Below are 17,559 nucleotides of genomic sequence, written 5' to 3' on the forward strand. Positions count from 1 at the left end.
ACCGTATCTAGTTATTTTTCCCAAAATTCCCACTTTTACCAAGAAGGGCTATATGTTTTAAAAACAAAAGCGTTGCGACAATGTCGTGACGCTATTTTATTGTGCAAAATGGTATTTATAATCGATGTGATACTCTAGGATATTAACAAAATGGTGAACCAAGAGGCTTAAACATTTGACACAATGTTAAATGATTCCCACAAAAAAAGGACGTAAAATATACTTAAGATTCAGAAAAAAAGAAGGGGAGTATCGCTGATTTCTACAGAAATATATTGAAAACGGTTACAATCAATAAGTTTCCTAGTTTATAAGCAATTATTCAAAATTTAAAGGGAGGTCTAAATATGGCGGACAAAGTGAAGATTGGGTTAATCCAAGCGTCCCATGATGTGGATGGGAACGAAGCAGTCGACGTTCACAAAAAGGCGGCAATTGAAAAACATGTGAAACTCGTGGAAGATGCAAAGAAAAAGGGTGCCCAAATTATTTGTCTTCAAGAAATTTTTTACGGTCCATACTTCTGTGCTGAACAAAATCCGAAGTGGTATGACTCTGCCGAAGAAATCCCAGATGGACCGACAACGAAGTTATTCCAGGAGCTAGCCCGAGATTTAGGTGTCGTTCTTGTCGTTCCAATGTATGAACGAGAAGGTATTGCTACTTACTATAACACAGCTGCTGTTATTGATGCGGATGGAACATATTTAGGGAAGTATCGAAAGCAGCATATTCCGCATGTCGGGGTAGGTAACGAAGGCTGTGGCTTTTGGGAAAAATATTACTTTAAACCTGGTAATCTAGGTTATCCGGTATTTGATACCGAGTATGCGAAAGTAGGGGTGTATATTTGCTACGATCGCCACTTCCCGGAAGGAGCGCGACTATTAGGATTAAAAGGAGCTGAAATCGTGCTGAATCCTTCCGCTACGGTGGCTGGTTTGTCCGAATACTTATGGAAATTGGAACAGCCGGCTCATGCAGTAGCGAATGGGTATTACGTTGGCGCCATTAATCGTGTTGGATATGAAAGCCCTTGGAACATGGGTGAATTTTACGGCCAATCTTATTTAGTCGATCCTCGTGGGAATTTTGTCGCCATGGGTAGTCGAGATAAGGATGAGGTTGTGATTGGTGAAATGGATAAAAAATTAATTCGAGAAGTGCGCGATACATGGCAATTTTATCGAGACAGACGTCCAGAAACGTACGGAGAAATGACGTCACTTGTTCCATAAAAATTGAAACGATCGATGGATGGTATATTCATCGGTCGTTTTAACTACTGAAAAGGGCGAAGGGGGTAAACGGAATGGCAAATGGGGTTGTAAAAGAAGATTTAAAGAAAAATTTTGAGGAAGTAAATCCGGGTTTAAACGACAGGGAAGCGTTAGAAGAAGCGTACCGATGTTTATATTGTTATGATGCCCCGTGCATTAAAGCATGTCCAACAGGAATCGATATTCCTGCATTTATTAAAAGAATAGCTACTGGAAACTTAAAAGGAGCCGCTAAAACGATTATGTCCGCCAATCCAGTCGGGGCGAGTTGTGCTCGCGTCTGTCCGACAGAAGAACTTTGTGAAGGTGCATGTGTGTTAAATCATTCCACGAAACCAATTATGATCGGTGACTTACAGCGATATGCGACCGATTGGGCGATAAAAAATGAGCAAGTTCTTTTCCAAGCTGGTAAGAAAAACGGTAAAAAAGTAGCCGTTGTTGGAGGGGGGCCAGCTGGCTTATCTGCTGCCAGAGAACTTGCTCTTTTTGGATATGAAGTCACCATTTTTGAAGCTGAAGCAGAGGCTGGGGGCTTAAATACGTATGGGATTGTATCGTTCCGCTTACCAAAGGCCATCTCCTATTGGGAAGTGCAACAAGTAAAAAGCTTAGATGTAAACATTCAAACAAACACGAAAGTTGGCGTAGACATCACAAAAGACGAGTTGCTTAACCAATTCGATGCCGTTGTTTTAGCCGTTGGGATGGGAAAAGTTCCTTCGTTACACATTGAAGGGGAACAATTAAAAGGGGTTTACGATGCTATCGAATTAGTGAAGGAAACAAAAACGAAAGAATTGACTGATGAGTTCATCGGAAAGCGGGTTGTGGTGATTGGTGCAGGGAACACCGCCATTGACGCTGCTACATGTTCCGTTCGATTAGGGGCTGAAAACGTCAAAATTTTATATCGCCGAACAAAGGAAGAAATGACAGCTTATGACTTTGAATATGAATTTGCGAAACAAGATGGTGTCGAGTTTCGTTGGCTGACCCAACCAAAACGAATCATTGGCGATGAGAACGGTCGAGTGGTGGCGATCGAATGTATCAAAATGAAGCTTGGCGAAAAAGGTGTAGATGGTAGAAGAAGACCAGTACCGATCGAAGGATCGGAATTCATCTTGCCTGTAGATGCCGTTATTAAGGCAATTGGTCAAATTAGACACATGCCACTTATTGAGCATTTTGGCTTAGCACATAATGACGGTGTCGTACAAGTCAATCCGAAAACATATGAAACATCGGTCCAAAACGTGTACGCCTGTGGGGACGTAATTTTTGGTAAAGGCCAAGGGGAAGCAATGGTAGTAACAGCGGCACAACAAGGGAAGGAAGCAGCGTATGCCTTGCATCAACAATTATCCGAGTCCGTAAATAAAAACGTGTAACTATTAGGCAAAAGGGGGAACAGTGAGATGGCCGATTTACGAACGAATTTAGCCGGAATTCAGTCGCCAAATCCATTTTGGCTCGCTTCAGCTCCGCCAACAAACTCTGGATATCAAGTCCAACGGGCGTTTGAAGCTGGGTGGGGCGGTGCGGTATGGAAAACGTTAGGAGATCCGATTTTAAACGTTTCTTCCCGCTTTGCTGCCTTAACGTTTAACGGGAACCGCGTCGCTGGTTTTAACAATATCGAACTCATTACTGATCGACCGCTTGATGTGAACTTACAAGAAATTTATGAGACGAAAAAGAAATTCCCGGACCGGGCGGTAGTCGCGTCGTTAATGGTGGAGCCGAAAAGAGAAAAATGGCATGAAATCGTCAAACGAGTGGAAGACGTAGGTGTGGATGGATTGGAACTAAACTTTGGCTGTCCGCACGGAATGGCAGAGCGAGGAATGGGGTCTGCTTCGGGACAAGTTCCGGAATTAGTTGAAAAGCAAACATATTGGGTAAAAGAAGTGGCTCAAACACCGGTGATTGTAAAGCTCACACCGAATATTACGGATATTACCGTTACAGCCGAGGCAGCGGTTCAAGGTGGAGCCGATGCCGTCAGTATGATCAATACTATTAATAGTTTAATGGGCGTTGATTTAGATACGTGGAACCCGATTCCACACGTAGGCGGGAGGGGAGCGCACGGGGGTTATTGTGGACCTGCTGTGAAACCGATCGCCCTCAACATGGTAGGCGAGTGTGCACGAAACCCACGTATTACCGTTCCGATTTCGGGAATGGGAGGGGTTTCTGATTGGCGAAATGCGGTGGAATTTATGTTAATGGGTGCTACCAACGTTCAAGTTTGTACCGCTGTTATGCACCACGGCTTCCGAATTGTCCAAGATTTGATTGATGGATTGAATAACTATTTAGATGAACGAGGAATTGCGTCAGTATCAGACATCGTCGGAAAATCCGTTGCAAAATATTCGGATTGGGGCGACTTAGACTTAAATTATAAAGTCGTAGCTCGCATTAACCCGGACGTTTGTATTAATTGCAATAAATGCCATATTGCTTGTGAAGATACCTCCCATCAATGTATTGACATCGTGACAGAAAACGGAAAAGAGATCTTAAAAGTTCGTGAAGAAGATTGTGTCGGCTGTAACTTATGTTCAATTGTTTGCCCAGTGGATGGAGCGATTGATATGGTCGAAATTCCGAGCGAATTTGAACCGATGACATGGAATGAACGTCAAGCGTTAATTGGATCAGGTGCTGATTGTAAACTCGACTTGACGAAATAAACGACAAAAGGGGAGGAGATTGGATGAAAAAATTAATTAAAAACGGAACCATTGTGACAGCTACGGATACTTTTGAAGCTGAAATCTTAATTGAAAATGGAAAAATTGTCGCCATGGGTCACCAATTAGATCCAGTAGGAGCCGAAGTCATCGATGCCAAAGGCTGCTACATTTTCCCTGGAGGAATTGATCCACACACTCATTTAGAAATGCCATTTGGGGGAACGGTATCAAAAGATGATTTTGAAACAGGGACAATTGCGGCTGCGTTTGGAGGGACGACGACGGTTATTGATTTTTGTTTAACTAACAAAGGGGAACCGTTAAAAAAAGCGATCAATACTTGGCATGCAAAATCAAAAGATAAAGCGGTTATCGATTATAGTTTCCATTTAATGATCGCTGAAATAAATGATGATGTGTTAAACGAATTACCGAAAGTGATAGACGAAGAAGGAATTACGTCGTTTAAAGTTTTTATGGCGTACAAAAATGTGTTCCAAGCGGATGATGAAACATTATTCCGGACATTGGTGGCTGCTAAAGAACTGGGCGCGCTCGTCATGGTTCATGCAGAAAACGGCGATGTTATTGATTATTTAACGAAGAAAGCATTAACTGAAGGAAAAACAGATCCGATTTACCATGCCCTCACTCGTCCACCAGAAGTAGAAGGAGAAGCGACAGGGAGAGCAGCTGAATTAACAGGATTAGCACAATCACAATTATATGTCGTTCATGTGTCGTGTGCTGAAGCAGTGGAAAAAATTACACAAGCTCGGAATCGTGGTTTTGATGTATGGGGCGAAACGTGTCCACAATATTTAGTACTGGATCGATCGTATTTAGAAAAGCCGAATTTTGAAGGAGCTAAATATGTGTGGTCACCTCCGTTAAGAGAAAAATGGCATCAAGACGTTCTGTGGAATGCGTTAAAGAACGGCCAACTCCAAACATTAGGATCTGACCAATGTTCCTTTGATTTTAAAGGTCAAAAAGAACTCGGTCGCGGCGACTTTACAAAAATTCCGAACGGTGGTCCGTTCATTGAAGATCGTGTCAGTGTGTTGTTCTCTGAAGGGGTGAAAAAAGGGCGTATTACCATTAATCAATTTGTGGATATTATGTCAACACGTATTGCAAAGTTGTTTGGTCTGTTCCCGAAAAAAGGCACAATTGCCGTTGGAGCTGATGCGGACCTCGTTATTTTTGACCCGAATGTGGAGCGTACGATTTCTGCTGCTACTCATCATATGGCAGTAGACTATAACGCCTTTGAAGGGTTGAAGGTGACAGGAGAGCCGGTTTCCGTATTGTGCCGTGGTGATTTTGTCGTCAGGGATAAGCAATTTGTTGGTAAGTTAGGATACGGAAAATATTTGAAACGTGCGAAATACGGTCAACTATTAAAAGAAGACGTTAAGCAAACGACATAAGGATATAAACTGTTGCTTGACCGAGCGACCGGTCAAGCAACGGTTTCGAAAAAAATGGGCATTCCAAAAGGGGAGATGCGTATGAAAAAAGAGATTAATTATTTAAAATCACCAGACTTGCTACCGATTCCACAGCATGAGCGAAAAATTACGACACTAGGTTTTGCTTTTATGTGGGTCGGAATGGTCGTTGTATTAGCGACATTTGCAATCGGTGGGGCTGGTGTTCAATCATTGCCACTACCTCTCGTTTTGTTAGGTACCATTATTGGTTCCCTTGCTATTGGCTTTTTTATTTCGCTGACCGCAGATATTGGGATTGAACATGGACTTTCGTTTCCTGTTTATATGCGTGCTCCATTTGGTACGATAGGCACGCACATTCCGTCTATCGTACGTGGATTAGCCGCTTCGATGTGGTTTGGGATTAACACGTATTTCGGGTCTACAGCGATGAACGGAATATTAAATTTGCTATGGGGATTTGACAATTGGTTTTTATGTTTTATTTTATTTGCTATCGTCCAATTACTCAATACAGCACTTGGAATTAAAGCTGTTGAACGATTCGCTGATTTAGCCGCACCGATTATTATCCTCATTTCTTGTTGGATGTATGTTTCATTATCTGACAAAGCGGCACTTCAAGGAAGAGATGTATGGAGCTGGGCCGAAAATCCAGTGACTGGCGCTGCCGCTTTCACCGCCTTTTTAGTCGTCATCTTCAGTAATATGGGCTTCTGGTCAACATTATCTGCCGATATTCCTTCCATTTCCCGTTACATTAAAGCACCGAAACACGAACGAAATTGGTTTAAACGAAACAAAGGAGCACTTATTGGAAGTTTAGTCGCTTTGCCATTAACGCAAGCCTTTATGGTGTTAATCGGTGGAGTGGCGTACGTTGCTGTAAAAAATTATGACCCTGTGATTGCGTTACAAGAAGCAGCTTCTGGATTAATTTTAGGAGTACTGCTACTCATGATTGTGTTAGCTCAATGGTCAACAAACATTTCTGCTAACATCGTACCGGCGGCAACCATTTTCTCCAACGTTGGTGGTCCGAAGTTTCCGTTTTGGGCAGGAGTCATTGCAGCAGGGATTGCGGGAACGATAGTCCAACCGTGGAACTTGTTTGGGGTCATTATTCCGATTCTTCTCTTTGTGGGAGGCATTCTTTCGGCCATTGTTGGCATCCTTGTCTCTGACTACTATTTCATTCGAAAGAGACGGGTAAACGTGCACGATTTGTATAAGCATAACGGGCAATTCCGCTATATGAACGGTATTAACTTAGCAGGTTTTATATCTTGGATTGTTGGAGGAGGCGTTTCTTATTTCTTCCCGAGTTATTCGTTCTTAGTCGGTTTTGTTGTCGGAGGTGGCTGTTATTATGTTCTAGGAAAGTACTGGTGGTTTAAAAAATATAAACAAGCTGAACTAGAAGATCCAAGTGATGAAAAATATTTAGGAATTACGGTTGGAAGAGATTGGGACATTCCTTTAGAGGATGAAGTCGTCATTGCAGGTTCTTCCGACGTATTTATTATCGATTCAAGTAAATCGACATAGGGAGGGATTTTCCATGAATGATTCTATTGTGTATGAAAAAGAACGTGCCGAAATGGATTATTTATTAAGTAAAGGTTATGTCATTACCAAAGTGAACGAACATTTAAACGGGGCGATTGTTGAGTTTGAAGACCCACAAGGTGAACTTCCGAAAGAAGTGTTAAACATCACAAATGCCGATGCCCGAAAGTACTTTTCGTGCATTATTCGGCGTCAAAAGTCCGTAAAAAACCAAACGTAAACCTAATAGAATGGGCTCTTCATAAGGGGTCCATTCTTTTTTGTGGTTCCGACATCTTAAATTTTGGCTATGTTATATGTGATTTGTTGATTTTTAGCAAGTTATTCACACGGCGGCGACTCCAGCGGGAACTAGAAGCCACAAGACCGTTCCTTGAGCGTAGCGAGGGAAGCGGCTTGCCCGCGGAAAGCGTCCGCCACAAGCGAAATGTATAAATTTCAACAGTATCGTTTATCAGAGCCTAAATTTTAAAAAATGTAAGTGGATATGAAATAGTGGTCCCTTCATGTCGAAAACTCCCACGTTTTCACTAGTATTGTATTGTTTTGTAGATTTCAAGACGCATGGACAAATCCACGATATAATGGAGTTAGACATTTTGTAAAAGGAGGCGACGCTATGCAAGATGTTGCCTGTCTCACTGTAAAGGATATATTAAAACGAAAGTATTTTGATAACGCAGAAGTGATTGCAGGAAAGTCGGGATTAATGCGAAAGGTTAAATGGGTTCATGTCGTAGAAGTTCCGAAAATTCAACAGTTGTTGAACGGCCAAGAGTTAATTTTATCAACAGGTGTGGGCTGGAAAGAAGACGAACAACTATTTCTCCACTTTTTAAACGACCTCATCCTTAGTCAAGCCTCTGGTTTATGCATTGAAATGGGGACCTATACAACTACTATTCCTTCGAGTGTGCTCTCCTTAGCTAATCAACATCATTTTCCTATCATTGTTTTCCGTGAAGAGGTCCCTTTTGTAAACATTACCCAAGATATTCATACTTACATAATCAATCAACAATATTCCATTTTACAAAAATTAGAAGCGTATTCCCAGCAATTAAATGCACGTCTTTTATCCGTTCATCATTTTAAAGAAATTCTCGGATTATTGCATTACTATACGGGTTACCACGTCGTTTTGACGCTAGCAAATAATGAAGTATATGTGTTGCCGGATGGACAAGAAGACATCATAAACGATCTTGAACAGAAATCCAGTCATATAGCGATGAAAGAAATTTATGTCATGAACAAGCCATACGGAACACTTTATATCATGGCTCAAAAGAAAGAAATAAGTGAAGTCGATGTGCTCATATTAAATCGTACAGCGACCGCATTAGCACAACATTTTTTACGAGAGATGTTTGTGGAAGAAAAAAAACGGGGCAAACAATCAGAGTGGATTCGTTCTTGGTTAGAAGGAGTCGATTCAATTAAAGGAGAACAATTGATCCATTCATATTTCAAGAAAGGGATTAAAGGTGGCGTGGTTTGTTTTGTACGGACGAAAGAAGTAGAAGGCTACCATGATGGAACGTATTTTCACCTTTTTGCCCGGTCTATTTTTGAACAATTAGGCTTTCATTTCCTTGCTGCCGAGCATGCAGGAGACCATATCTTTGTGTTGTTCAATCAAAGAGAACATCAACATTGGAAAGAGCGCGTTCAACGTGGATTAGAAAAAATCATGAAAATGCCAGAAACGTATAAAAGGAACATTCATATCTTGACAATCGGGATTGGTAAATATGCACATCAATTATCCGATTTCCCTACGAGCTTTCAAACTGCCAAAGAAGCCATTCGAATTCATAGAAACATTCGCCAAACAAGTGATCTATGCTTTTATGATGAGTTGCACATGTATCGCATTATCGGACTGTTGCAACAAAGTACGAATCTACAAGAAATCATAGCGGAATATTTGCAACCGCTTATTGACTATGACCGGAAACATCACGGGAAGCTGCTCGAAACATTGAAAGTATTTTTACAATGCAACTGTTCGAAAAAAGAAACAGCGAAAAAACTATATGTTGTTAGGCAGACACTGTATCATCGATTGTCAAAAATTGAACAATTGTTAGGCAAAGACTTTTTACATTCGGATAAACGGATAGCGATTGAATTAATGCTGTATGCCCATGACTTTTTACAACAAGAACAGACGACACAATCATCCATATCAATCGATTAAATAAGATATTCATAATGTGTAATAGGGTGTAAAGAACATTTGACATTATGTCTAATGAATGGATTTTAAACATAAGGGATAATGAACGTAGGAAAAGATTGCTAGAAAGGGAGGATGGGAGAAATGGAAACGACAAAGAAAAGTACGAAACTCGTTCAAAATTTTATTGGGGGAGAATGGGTGAAATCAAAAGGAACTACTGTCCTAGACGTTCCAAATCCAGCTACGGGGGAAGTGCTCGGTCAAGTACCACTATCCACTAAAGAAGATGTCGATCATGCGGTAAAGGTAGCGAAAGAAGCATTTCAAACGTGGAAAAAAACACCGGTACCGAAACGGGCACGTATTATGTTTAAATTTCATACATTACTTGTTGAGCATCACGAAGAACTAGCGAAGTTAGTCGTACAAGAAAACGGTAAAGCGTATAAAGAAGCGTACGGCGAAATTCAGCGAGGAATCGAATGTGTTGAATTTGCCGCAGGTGCTCCTACCTTATTAATGGGAGAATCGTTAAGTAATATTGCTGAGGATATCGATTCGGAAATGTTCCGTTATCCGCTCGGTGTCGTCGGTGGCATTACTCCATTTAACTTCCCGATGATGGTTCCACTATGGATGTTCCCGTTGGCGATTGTTTGTGGGAATACGTTTGTATTAAAACCTTCTGAGCGAACCCCGTTAATGGCCAATCGTCTGGCCGAACTGTTTACGGAAGCGGGGGCACCGAAAGGAGTTCTAAATGTCGTACACGGAGCACATGATGTAGTAAATGGTTTATTGGAACACCCAGATATTGCGGCTATCTCTTTCGTTGGTTCCCAACCGGTGGCTAAATACGTATATGAACGAGCAGCAGCGAATGGAAAGCGAGTACAAGCATTGTCTGGAGCGAAAAACCATCATATCGTTATGCCTGATGCTGATATGGATAAAGCGCTACAACATATCATGAGCTCGACGTTTGGTAGCGCAGGCCAACGTTGTATGGCGTGTAGCGCAGTCGTTTTAGTCGGGGATAACGACCAATTCATACGCGAATTGAAAAAACACGCCGACCAATTACCGATCGGAAATGGGATGGATGAAGAAGTTCTTTTAACCCCAGTTATTCGAGAGGCCCATCGGCAAAAAGTACTTGGCTATATTGAAAAAGGAATTGAAGAGGGGGCTGACCTTGTTCGAGATGGACGAAGAGAAATGGCGTTATTTGAAAAAGGAAATTTCTTAGGTCCAACGATTTTTGACCATGTGACCCCAGAGATGACGATCGCGAAAGAAGAAATTTTTGCCCCTGTGTTAAGTGTACTTCGTGCGAAAGATTTAGATGAAGCGCTTAACTATATTCGGAAATCACGCTATGGCAATGGGGCGACAATTTATACGAAAGATGCGAAAGCGATTCGAAAGTTCCGTGAAGAAGCTGATGCAGGCATGCTTGGTGTCAATGTCGGTGTGCCGGCGACGATGGCGTTTTTCCCGTTCTCGGGATGGAAAGATTCATTCTACGGTGATTTACACGTAAACGGAAAAGACGGGGTGAACTTTTATACGAAGAAGAAGATGATTACGTCGCGCTTTGATTTTTAATTCGTAGGGGAAATTTTTTGCGGAAGGGGAGTCAGTGATGCCAGTTAGTGAACGGCATGATTTATTGAAAAAAGACGATGCCTACATTTGGCATTCGATGAAGCCGTACAATCCGGATGCCACCATGGTGGTGGACCATGCAGAAGGTGTGTGGATTACAGATATTCACGGAAACAAATATTTAGATGCGATGTCTGGATTGTGGTGTGTAAACGTCGGATATGGTCGGAAAGAATTAGCGGAAGCGGCATATGAACAATTGAAACAACTCTCTTACGTTCCGTTAACGCAAAGTCATGTTCCAGCCATTGAGTTAGGAGAAAAATTAAACGAATGGCTCGGAGACGACTATGTCATCTTTTTCTCGAATAGTGGCTCCGAAGCGAACGAAACGGCTTTTAAAATCGCCCGCCAATATCATCAACAAAAAGGGGAACACAATCGATATAAAATCGTCTCCCGTTATCGTGCCTATCATGGAAACTCCATGGCGGCCTTAGCAGCAACCGGTCAAGCCCAACGAAAGTTTAAGTATGAACCACTAGCACCAGGGTTTATTCACGTATCTCCACCTGATACGTACCGGATGACGGATGCAGATGAAAAAGATCCACACAACATGGCGTGCGTGAAAGAAGTGGATCAAGTGATGACTTGGGAGTTAAGCGAAACGATTGCCGCGATGATTATGGAGCCCATTATTACAGGAGGAGGTATTCTCGTTCCTCCAGAAGGCTATATGAAAGCCGTAAAAGAGATTTGTGAAAAACACGGAGCGCTCTTAATCGTCGATGAAGTCATTTGTGGCTTTGGACGAACAGGAAAACCGTTTGGTTTTATGCATTATGGAGTAAAGCCGGATATTATCACGATGGCGAAAGGAATTACAAGCGCCTACTTACCGCTTTCAGCAACAGCGGTTCGAAAAGAAATTTATGAAGCGTTTAAAGGAAGCGAAGAATATGAATTCTTCCGCCATATCAATACGTTCGGTGGAAATCCAGCAGCCTGTGCACTCGCCTTAATAAATTTAGACATTATGGAAAACGAAAAGCTTTCGGATCGTTCAGCGGAAGTCGGCGAACGAATGATCAATGATTTACGAAATCTGTTACAAGACCATCCATATGTCGGGGATGTCCGTGGAAAAGGACTGTTAATCGGGATTGAACTTGTAAAAGACAAACAATCAAAAGATCCTCTTGAGAATGAAAAAGTGAATCAGGTGATTAGCAAGTGTAAAGAAGATGGAGTCATCATCGGGAAAAATGGATACACGGTAGCGGGGTATAACAATGTCCTCACATTAGCTCCACCGCTTATCATTGAAGATGAAGATGTTGCTCTATTAATTCAAACGTTGAAAAGAGCTTTATATTCTATCACATAAAAGGGTTTTGTGAGCTCGTAGTCAACCACGACTACGAGTTTTTTATAGTTGTAATTTTCGACTAAATGAGAATATTCTGATTATGATAAAATAATGGAAAAAGAAAGTAGGTGATGCAGTGAATACTTACTTATACCAAATGCCACTTTCTATGGTGGAATCGATATTAGAAAACGCCTTTGAATGGCTGGTCGTAGTCGATCGTGAAGGGCGAATTATTTACATTAACGAAAGTTATTGTAAATTTCTTGAAATTGATCGTGAAAAAGCGATTGGCAGACACGTCACCGAAGTGATTGAAAATACAAGAATGCATATTGTTACCCAAACCGGGAAAGAAGAACTAGCCGACTTACAATATATTAAAGGAAATTACATGATTGCCAACCGCATTCCGATTAAGTTAAACGGGGAAGTGATAGGTGCTATTGGTTCGGTCATTTTTCGGGACACGAGTGAATGGATGCAAATGAGTAGTCATGTAAAAAATATGATGACCAAGATTGAAAGCTATATTGAAGATATTAATAGTGGAGCGAAATATTCCTTAGAGCATATTTTAGCCACATCACCAAAAATGAAAGAATTAAAGGAACGGGTGAAATTAATTGCTTCCAGTGATATTTCGGTGCTTATTCGTGGTGAAAGTGGTACGGGAAAAGAATTGTTTGCCCATAGTATTCACCGATTGAGTCAACGAAGTGAACAACCCTTTATTAAAGTGAATTGTGCTGCCATTCCTGAGCATTTGTTAGAATCAGAGTTATTTGGATATGAAGAAGGAGCATTTACCGGTGCAAAAAAAGGAGGTAAAAAAGGAAAGTTTCAACTGGCCAACGGCGGAACCATTTTTCTAGACGAAATTGGGGACATGCCGCTTAATATGCAAGTAAAGCTACTAAGGGTTCTTCAAGACCAAGAGGTAGAACCAATTGGTGCCACGAAGCCTGTACAGCTAGATGTTCGCATCATCGCTGCCACGAATCGTCCGTTAGAAAAAATGATGGAAGAAAAACGTTTCCGAGAAGATTTGTATTATCGAATTAACGCGATTCCGTTTCATATTCCCCCATTAAGAGAACGGCCGGAAGATATTTTGGTACTTGCCAACCATTTTATCCAACAAGCAAGTAAAAAAGCAGGAAAACGGATTAAAGGAATGACAAGGGAAGTTGAACACTTGTTATGTACTTATTCATGGCCAGGAAACATTCGCGAGCTCCAAAATGCATTGGAGGCAGCCACTTATTTATCAAGTGGTGAGTGGATTATAAAAGAGGTATTACCCGATTACTTGCAAAAAGACGATTCCCTATATCCATTTGGGAACAAAACGTTAAAAGAAATGTTAGAAGAAACAGAGAAACGCATTATTCAACAAAGTTTACAAATGCACCAATACGACAAACTTCAAACAGCGAAAGCGCTCGGAATCAGTAAATCGAGCATGTATGAAAAGCTAAAAAAATATGAGATAGTCGACCGTCCATAAATCTGGAATTCATTCCATTTTTCTGGACGGTTATTTTTGTCATAAAATTGTCACAATTTTTAATATTTGTCCAGAAAATTGGAATCCAGCTTCGGAAAAGCGTTGTCCTTACGGAAGTAAAAATTGGCATGACTTTTGCATCTATTACATTTGGTAACGTTTTCATACGGTCTCAAGTGACCATCTATTTGTTTAAAAACAGGATAGGGGGAAATGGCATGTTAAGTATGATTGGTCTCATTGGGGGATTACTATTACTTATTTACTTAACGATGAGGGGAATGAACATTTTAGTCGTCGGTCCGTTAGCTGCCGTCTTTGTGGCAGTCCTTAGTGGAATGCCGCTTTTTCCACAGCTAGCAGCGGAAGGTGAGGCGAACCTTGTCACCAACTATATGGGAGGATTTGCTGGTTTTATTACGTCATGGTATCTCATGTTCTTACTTGGAGCGGTGTTTGGAAAAGTGATGGAAGATAGTGGGGCAGCAGATAGTGTTTCAAAGTTTGTGGTAGATAAATTTGGGATTAAGTATGCCGTGTTAGCTATTGTAGCCGCGTGTGCCATTTTAACGTACGGCGGGGTTAGTTTGTTTGTAGTGGCATTTTCCGTCTATCCGATGGCGGTAAGTTTATTTAAACAAGCCGATTTACCAAGACGATTTATTCCCGCTGCCTTAGCTTTTGGTTCCGTTACCTTTACGATGACTTCCGCTGGTTCACCGGAAATACAAAACTGGATTCCAATTGAGTACTTAAATACGGATCCGTATGCCGGATGGGAAGTGAGTTTAATCGTCGCGATTTTTATGGCGATATTCGGTTACTGGTGGTTAAAGCGCATGATTCAAAAAGCGGTGGAACGTGGCGAACGCTTTGAGGCGCGAGATGGAGATCCAGAAACATTAAATAAAGAACTACCCTCACCGATTCGAGGGTTAATTCCTCTGATAGTGGTGCTTGTCGTATCATATATTTTCCACGACTCTTTAAAACAATCCGCTTTAATTATCGCTTTATTAGGTGGTGTTATTGCCACGTATGTACTGAATCGAAAGTTTTTCCAATCTTTTTGGAATGCGGTGTCAGAAGGAACAGTCGGTGCCTTAATTGCGATTGGAAATACAGCAGCAGTCGTCGGCTTTGGTGGTGTTGCTAAAGCGGTACCAGCGTTTGAAACAGCGGTTGATTTTATGACGAGTATTCCAGGTTCACCGTTAATTGGAGGAGCTCTTGCGGTTAGTGTGATTGCTGGAATGACGGGTTCTGCTTCCGGTGGGCAAGCGATTGCTCTTCCTATTTTAGCTCCACATTACATGGAACTAGGTGTCAATCCTGAAGCGTTACATCGGGTCGTTTCGATTTCTTCAGGCGCATTAGATACGCTTCCGCATAACGGGTATGTAGTGACCACCATTCGATCAATTTGTGGTGAATCCCATCAAGATGCCTATGGTGCGGTCGGTGCTTTAACTGCTATTGTACCGCTATTAGGAGTCATATTAGCCATCATTTTATTCTCTTTAGGACTTGGAATTTAACGTTGAAGGAGCTGTTGGGACATGGTTCGTGAAAAAGTTGTCTTTATCACTGGTGCAGCACAAGGAATTGGGTACGAGATTGGTAAACGCTTTGCCGAACAAGGGGCAAAAGTTGTGTTAACCGATATTCAAGAAACACAAGTAAAAGAAGCTGCCGACCAACTGAAATCGGAAGGATACAAAGTCATCGGTCTTAAGTGTGATGTGACAAATGAAGAAGACATTCAACGAGCGATGGATGAGACGGTTGAGAAAATGGGATCGTTAGATGTTCTTATCAATAACGCCGGCATGCAATACATTTCCATGATTGAAGACTTTCCGACAGAAAAATTTGAACAACTCATTAAAGTGATGTTAATTAGCCCATTTATGGCTATCAAAAAAGCGTTGCCGATCATGAAAAAACAGCAGTTTGGCCGAATTATCAATATGGCGTCTATTAACGGTCTTGTCGGGTTCGCCGGTAAGTCGGCTTATAATAGCGCCAAACACGGGGTAATTGGGTTAACAAAAGTGGCAGCATTAGAAACGGCGACTGATGGTATTACCGTGAATGCCATTTGCCCAGGCTATGTGGATACTGAACTTGTTCGAAACCAATTACACGATTTAGCCAAAACGAGAAACGTTTCCGTTGAGAAAGTACTTGAGGAAGTGATCTATCCACTTGTTCCACAAAAACGTTTACTTTCCGTCGACGAAATTGCTCTCTATGCTTTGTTCCTCGCTAGCGAAGAAGCAAAAGGTATCACGGGGCAAACAGTTGTGATTGATGGAGGATATACGGTGCAGTAACCTTTATGGTAATTTCTAATATATTTCAACCGAAAAACAGGGTTGACTAGTAAACTGCTAGTTAACCCTTTTTCATAGCTTTCAAGCGGCCTCAAATCCTTCTGATTATTGGTGTAAAATAGCTGAAATTTGATCGGTTAATTTAATGTGTTGTAAGGTTGTTCCTTTTAAGTACATAAATGCACCAGGACCACCTAAGTAAAATTGAATATGCGGGTACTTTGAGGCAAATTCATCAAGCTCTTCAATCAACCGTTCGTTTCTTTCAAAAGGAAGTCTCGTTACCGCCGAGAGGACGACTTTTTTTGGATTTAACAGTTGGACGGTGGATTGAATAGCTGTAGGAGCAGGAGAAGGTCCGAGCATCACCGTTCGCCATCCTTGTAACATGAATTGGAGTAAAATCATGTGTAATGGAATTTCATGTCGTTCCTCCGGTAAACAAGCACCTAATACGAGGGGAGCTTTTTCACTAATAGGAAAATTCCGTCTTAGTTTTATTAGGAAATCACGAACTACTAAACTCGATAAAGCTTCTTGATATTCTCCCCACCGACCATCTTTCCAACGATTTCCCACTTCTTTTAAGAATGGGATTACAATAGAATCAAGAAATGATTGTAATCCAAATAAATGGTAGGCTTGGTCTAATAGACGGTTTAATTGTGCTTCATTACCGAGCGTTCCTTCCTGCAATAGAGAATGAACAAATTCATTGACGTTTCCCGTCGTTTCTTGATATTCCGCTGTTTGAAGTGTAAGGCGCGACGTTTCTATTTGTTGTTGTTTTATATACATGACCGCCTGCTTAGCAGTTTGACCCATTTCGATCAATGATTTCATCTTTAGTAAGATATTTAATTCATTCGCGCTATAGATGCGATAACCGTTGTCTAACCTTTGTGGTTGAATGACTTGGTAGCGTTCTTCCCATTTTCGGATCACTTGTTTGGAAAGACCGGTAATATTCGACACTTGTTGAATGTTATATATTTGGTTAGATTGATTCATCTTTATCCCCTCTCATCCAGCTGCGTATGAACCGGTAATCTTTTGATAAATGAAAGCGGAAATTAAAAAAGGCTATGTTAAATTTCATTGTTGATTTTTAGCTAGTTATTCACACGGCGGCGACTCCAGCGGGAACAAGAAGCCGCAAGACCCATACTTGAGCGTAGCGAGGGAAGCGGCTTACGGCTTGCCCACGGAAAGCGTCTGACTGGAGCGAAATGAATAAATATCAACAGTATCATTATACTAATGCAGCGTATAATATTCTTCAATCCATATCAGGATGTTTTTGTCTTACAAATTGTGTACGCAGGGGTTGAAAGGAAGTATAAATTTCTCTAAAATAGTGAATACAGTAAATAAAAATTGGAAAGCGAAGATAAGGAGTAGTAGTGGTTTACGGCTTGTTTTACAGAGAGTTGACGGTCGGTGCAAGTCAACCAAGCGAACCATGAACTCGCCTTGGAGCTACAAGCATGAACGGGAACCAAGTAATGCTTGTCGTGACTCTGCGTTAAGGAGC

At 41.4% G+C, this 17,559-nt stretch carries 13 protein-coding genes and 1 other annotated feature (1 of these 14 cut by a window edge); of the genes, 12 read left to right on the forward strand and 1 reads right to left on the reverse strand.

The genetic code is table 11. The features are described 5' to 3' along the window. The first annotated feature begins 347 nt into the window (after positions 1 to 347). The 12 genes from H0Z31_09820 (at position 348) to H0Z31_09875 (ending at position 16,025) form a co-directional block, all read left to right on the forward strand. Positions 348 to 1,238, forward strand: coding sequence for an acyltransferase (locus tag H0Z31_09820; protein MBO8177735.1), 891 nt, complete (start codon positions 348 to 350; stop codon positions 1,236 to 1,238). Between the two features lie 74 nt (positions 1,239 to 1,312). After that, the gene (locus H0Z31_09825) at positions 1,313 to 2,674 is read left to right on the forward strand and encodes an NAD(P)-dependent oxidoreductase (protein MBO8177736.1); all 1,362 of its coding nucleotides are present in this window, start codon (positions 1,313 to 1,315) and stop codon (positions 2,672 to 2,674) included. A 27-nt stretch (positions 2,675 to 2,701) separates the two neighbouring features. After that, the gene (preA, locus tag H0Z31_09830) at positions 2,702 to 3,985 is read left to right on the forward strand and encodes an NAD-dependent dihydropyrimidine dehydrogenase subunit PreA (GenBank protein MBO8177737.1); all 1,284 of its coding nucleotides are present in this window, start codon (positions 2,702 to 2,704) and stop codon (positions 3,983 to 3,985) included. Positions 3,986 to 4,008: 23 nt separating this feature from the next. Next, on the forward strand, positions 4,009 to 5,421 hold the full coding sequence (hydA, locus tag H0Z31_09835) for a dihydropyrimidinase (GenBank protein ID MBO8177738.1): 1,413 nt from the start codon (positions 4,009 to 4,011) through the stop codon (positions 5,419 to 5,421). An 81-nt stretch (positions 5,422 to 5,502) separates the two neighbouring features. After that, on the forward strand, positions 5,503 to 6,993 hold the full coding sequence (locus H0Z31_09840; protein ID MBO8177739.1) for a cytosine permease: 1,491 nt from the start codon (positions 5,503 to 5,505) through the stop codon (positions 6,991 to 6,993). Between the two features lie 13 nt (positions 6,994 to 7,006). Then, positions 7,007 to 7,234 carry a hypothetical protein gene (locus H0Z31_09845; GenBank protein MBO8177740.1) on the forward strand — a complete coding sequence of 76 codons (228 nt, stop codon included), beginning with the start codon at positions 7,007 to 7,009 and terminating at the stop codon, positions 7,232 to 7,234. A 399-nt stretch (positions 7,235 to 7,633) separates the two neighbouring features. Further along, positions 7,634 to 9,217, forward strand: coding sequence for a PucR family transcriptional regulator ligand-binding domain-containing protein (locus tag H0Z31_09850; protein ID MBO8177741.1), 1,584 nt, complete (start codon positions 7,634 to 7,636; stop codon positions 9,215 to 9,217). 123 nt (positions 9,218 to 9,340) lie between these two features. Then, positions 9,341 to 10,807, forward strand: a complete 1,467-nt coding sequence (locus tag H0Z31_09855) for a CoA-acylating methylmalonate-semialdehyde dehydrogenase (protein MBO8177742.1) — start codon at positions 9,341 to 9,343, stop codon at positions 10,805 to 10,807. 37 nt (positions 10,808 to 10,844) lie between these two features. Continuing rightward, a complete protein-coding gene (locus H0Z31_09860; protein MBO8177743.1) occupies positions 10,845 to 12,197 on the forward strand; it encodes an aspartate aminotransferase family protein in 1,353 nt (450 codons plus the stop codon). 139 nt (positions 12,198 to 12,336) lie between these two features. Next, positions 12,337 to 13,689 (forward strand): sigma 54-interacting transcriptional regulator, encoded by a 1,353-nt coding sequence (locus H0Z31_09865; protein MBO8177744.1) that lies wholly within the window; start codon positions 12,337 to 12,339, stop codon positions 13,687 to 13,689. Between the two features lie 218 nt (positions 13,690 to 13,907). Next, positions 13,908 to 15,227: a GntP family permease gene (locus tag H0Z31_09870; GenBank protein ID MBO8177745.1), complete on the forward strand. Its 1,320-nt coding sequence runs from the start codon at positions 13,908 to 13,910 to the stop codon at positions 15,225 to 15,227. 21 nt (positions 15,228 to 15,248) lie between these two features. Beyond that, entirely contained in the window at positions 15,249 to 16,025 is a 777-nt protein-coding gene (locus tag H0Z31_09875) for a 3-hydroxybutyrate dehydrogenase (protein ID MBO8177746.1), read from the forward strand. A gap of 105 nt (positions 16,026 to 16,130) precedes the next feature. On the opposite strand, the gene H0Z31_09880 is transcribed toward H0Z31_09875, so the two are convergent. Beyond that, on the reverse strand, positions 16,131 to 17,036 hold the full coding sequence (locus H0Z31_09880) for a MerR family transcriptional regulator (protein ID MBO8177747.1): 906 nt from the start codon (positions 17,034 to 17,036) through the stop codon (positions 16,131 to 16,133). A 367-nt stretch (positions 17,037 to 17,403) separates the two neighbouring features. Next, positions 17,404 to 17,559: a binding site (T-box leader), on the forward strand (it continues 66 nt past the right edge of the window).

The sequence above is a fragment of the Bacillus sp. (in: firmicutes) genome (assembly GCA_017656295.1).
Taxonomy (GTDB): Bacteria; Bacillota; Bacilli; order Bacillales; family JACDOC01; genus JACDOC01.

Excerpts from the sequence above, each read along its gene's own strand:
- H0Z31_09820 (MBO8177735.1), top strand. The coding sequence starts at position 348 with ATGGCGGACAAAGTGAAGATTGGGTTAATCCAAGCGTCCCATGATGTG.
- H0Z31_09825 (MBO8177736.1), top strand. The coding sequence starts at position 1,313 with ATGGCAAATGGGGTTGTAAAAGAAGATTTAAAGAAAAATTTTGAGGAA.
- preA (MBO8177737.1), top strand. The coding sequence starts at position 2,702 with ATGGCCGATTTACGAACGAATTTAGCCGGAATTCAGTCGCCAAATCCA.
- hydA (MBO8177738.1), top strand. The coding sequence starts at position 4,009 with ATGAAAAAATTAATTAAAAACGGAACCATTGTGACAGCTACGGATACT.
- H0Z31_09840 (MBO8177739.1), top strand. The coding sequence starts at position 5,503 with ATGAAAAAAGAGATTAATTATTTAAAATCACCAGACTTGCTACCGATT.
- H0Z31_09845 (MBO8177740.1), top strand. The coding sequence starts at position 7,007 with ATGAATGATTCTATTGTGTATGAAAAAGAACGTGCCGAAATGGATTAT.
- H0Z31_09850 (MBO8177741.1), top strand. The coding sequence starts at position 7,634 with ATGCAAGATGTTGCCTGTCTCACTGTAAAGGATATATTAAAACGAAAG.
- H0Z31_09855 (MBO8177742.1), top strand. The coding sequence starts at position 9,341 with ATGGAAACGACAAAGAAAAGTACGAAACTCGTTCAAAATTTTATTGGG.
- H0Z31_09860 (MBO8177743.1), top strand. The coding sequence starts at position 10,845 with ATGCCAGTTAGTGAACGGCATGATTTATTGAAAAAAGACGATGCCTAC.
- H0Z31_09865 (MBO8177744.1), top strand. The coding sequence starts at position 12,337 with ATGCCACTTTCTATGGTGGAATCGATATTAGAAAACGCCTTTGAATGG.
- H0Z31_09870 (MBO8177745.1), top strand. The coding sequence starts at position 13,908 with ATGTTAAGTATGATTGGTCTCATTGGGGGATTACTATTACTTATTTAC.
- H0Z31_09875 (MBO8177746.1), top strand. The coding sequence starts at position 15,249 with ATGGTTCGTGAAAAAGTTGTCTTTATCACTGGTGCAGCACAAGGAATT.
- H0Z31_09880 (MBO8177747.1), bottom strand. The coding sequence starts at position 17,036 with ATGAATCAATCTAACCAAATATATAACATTCAACAAGTGTCGAATATT.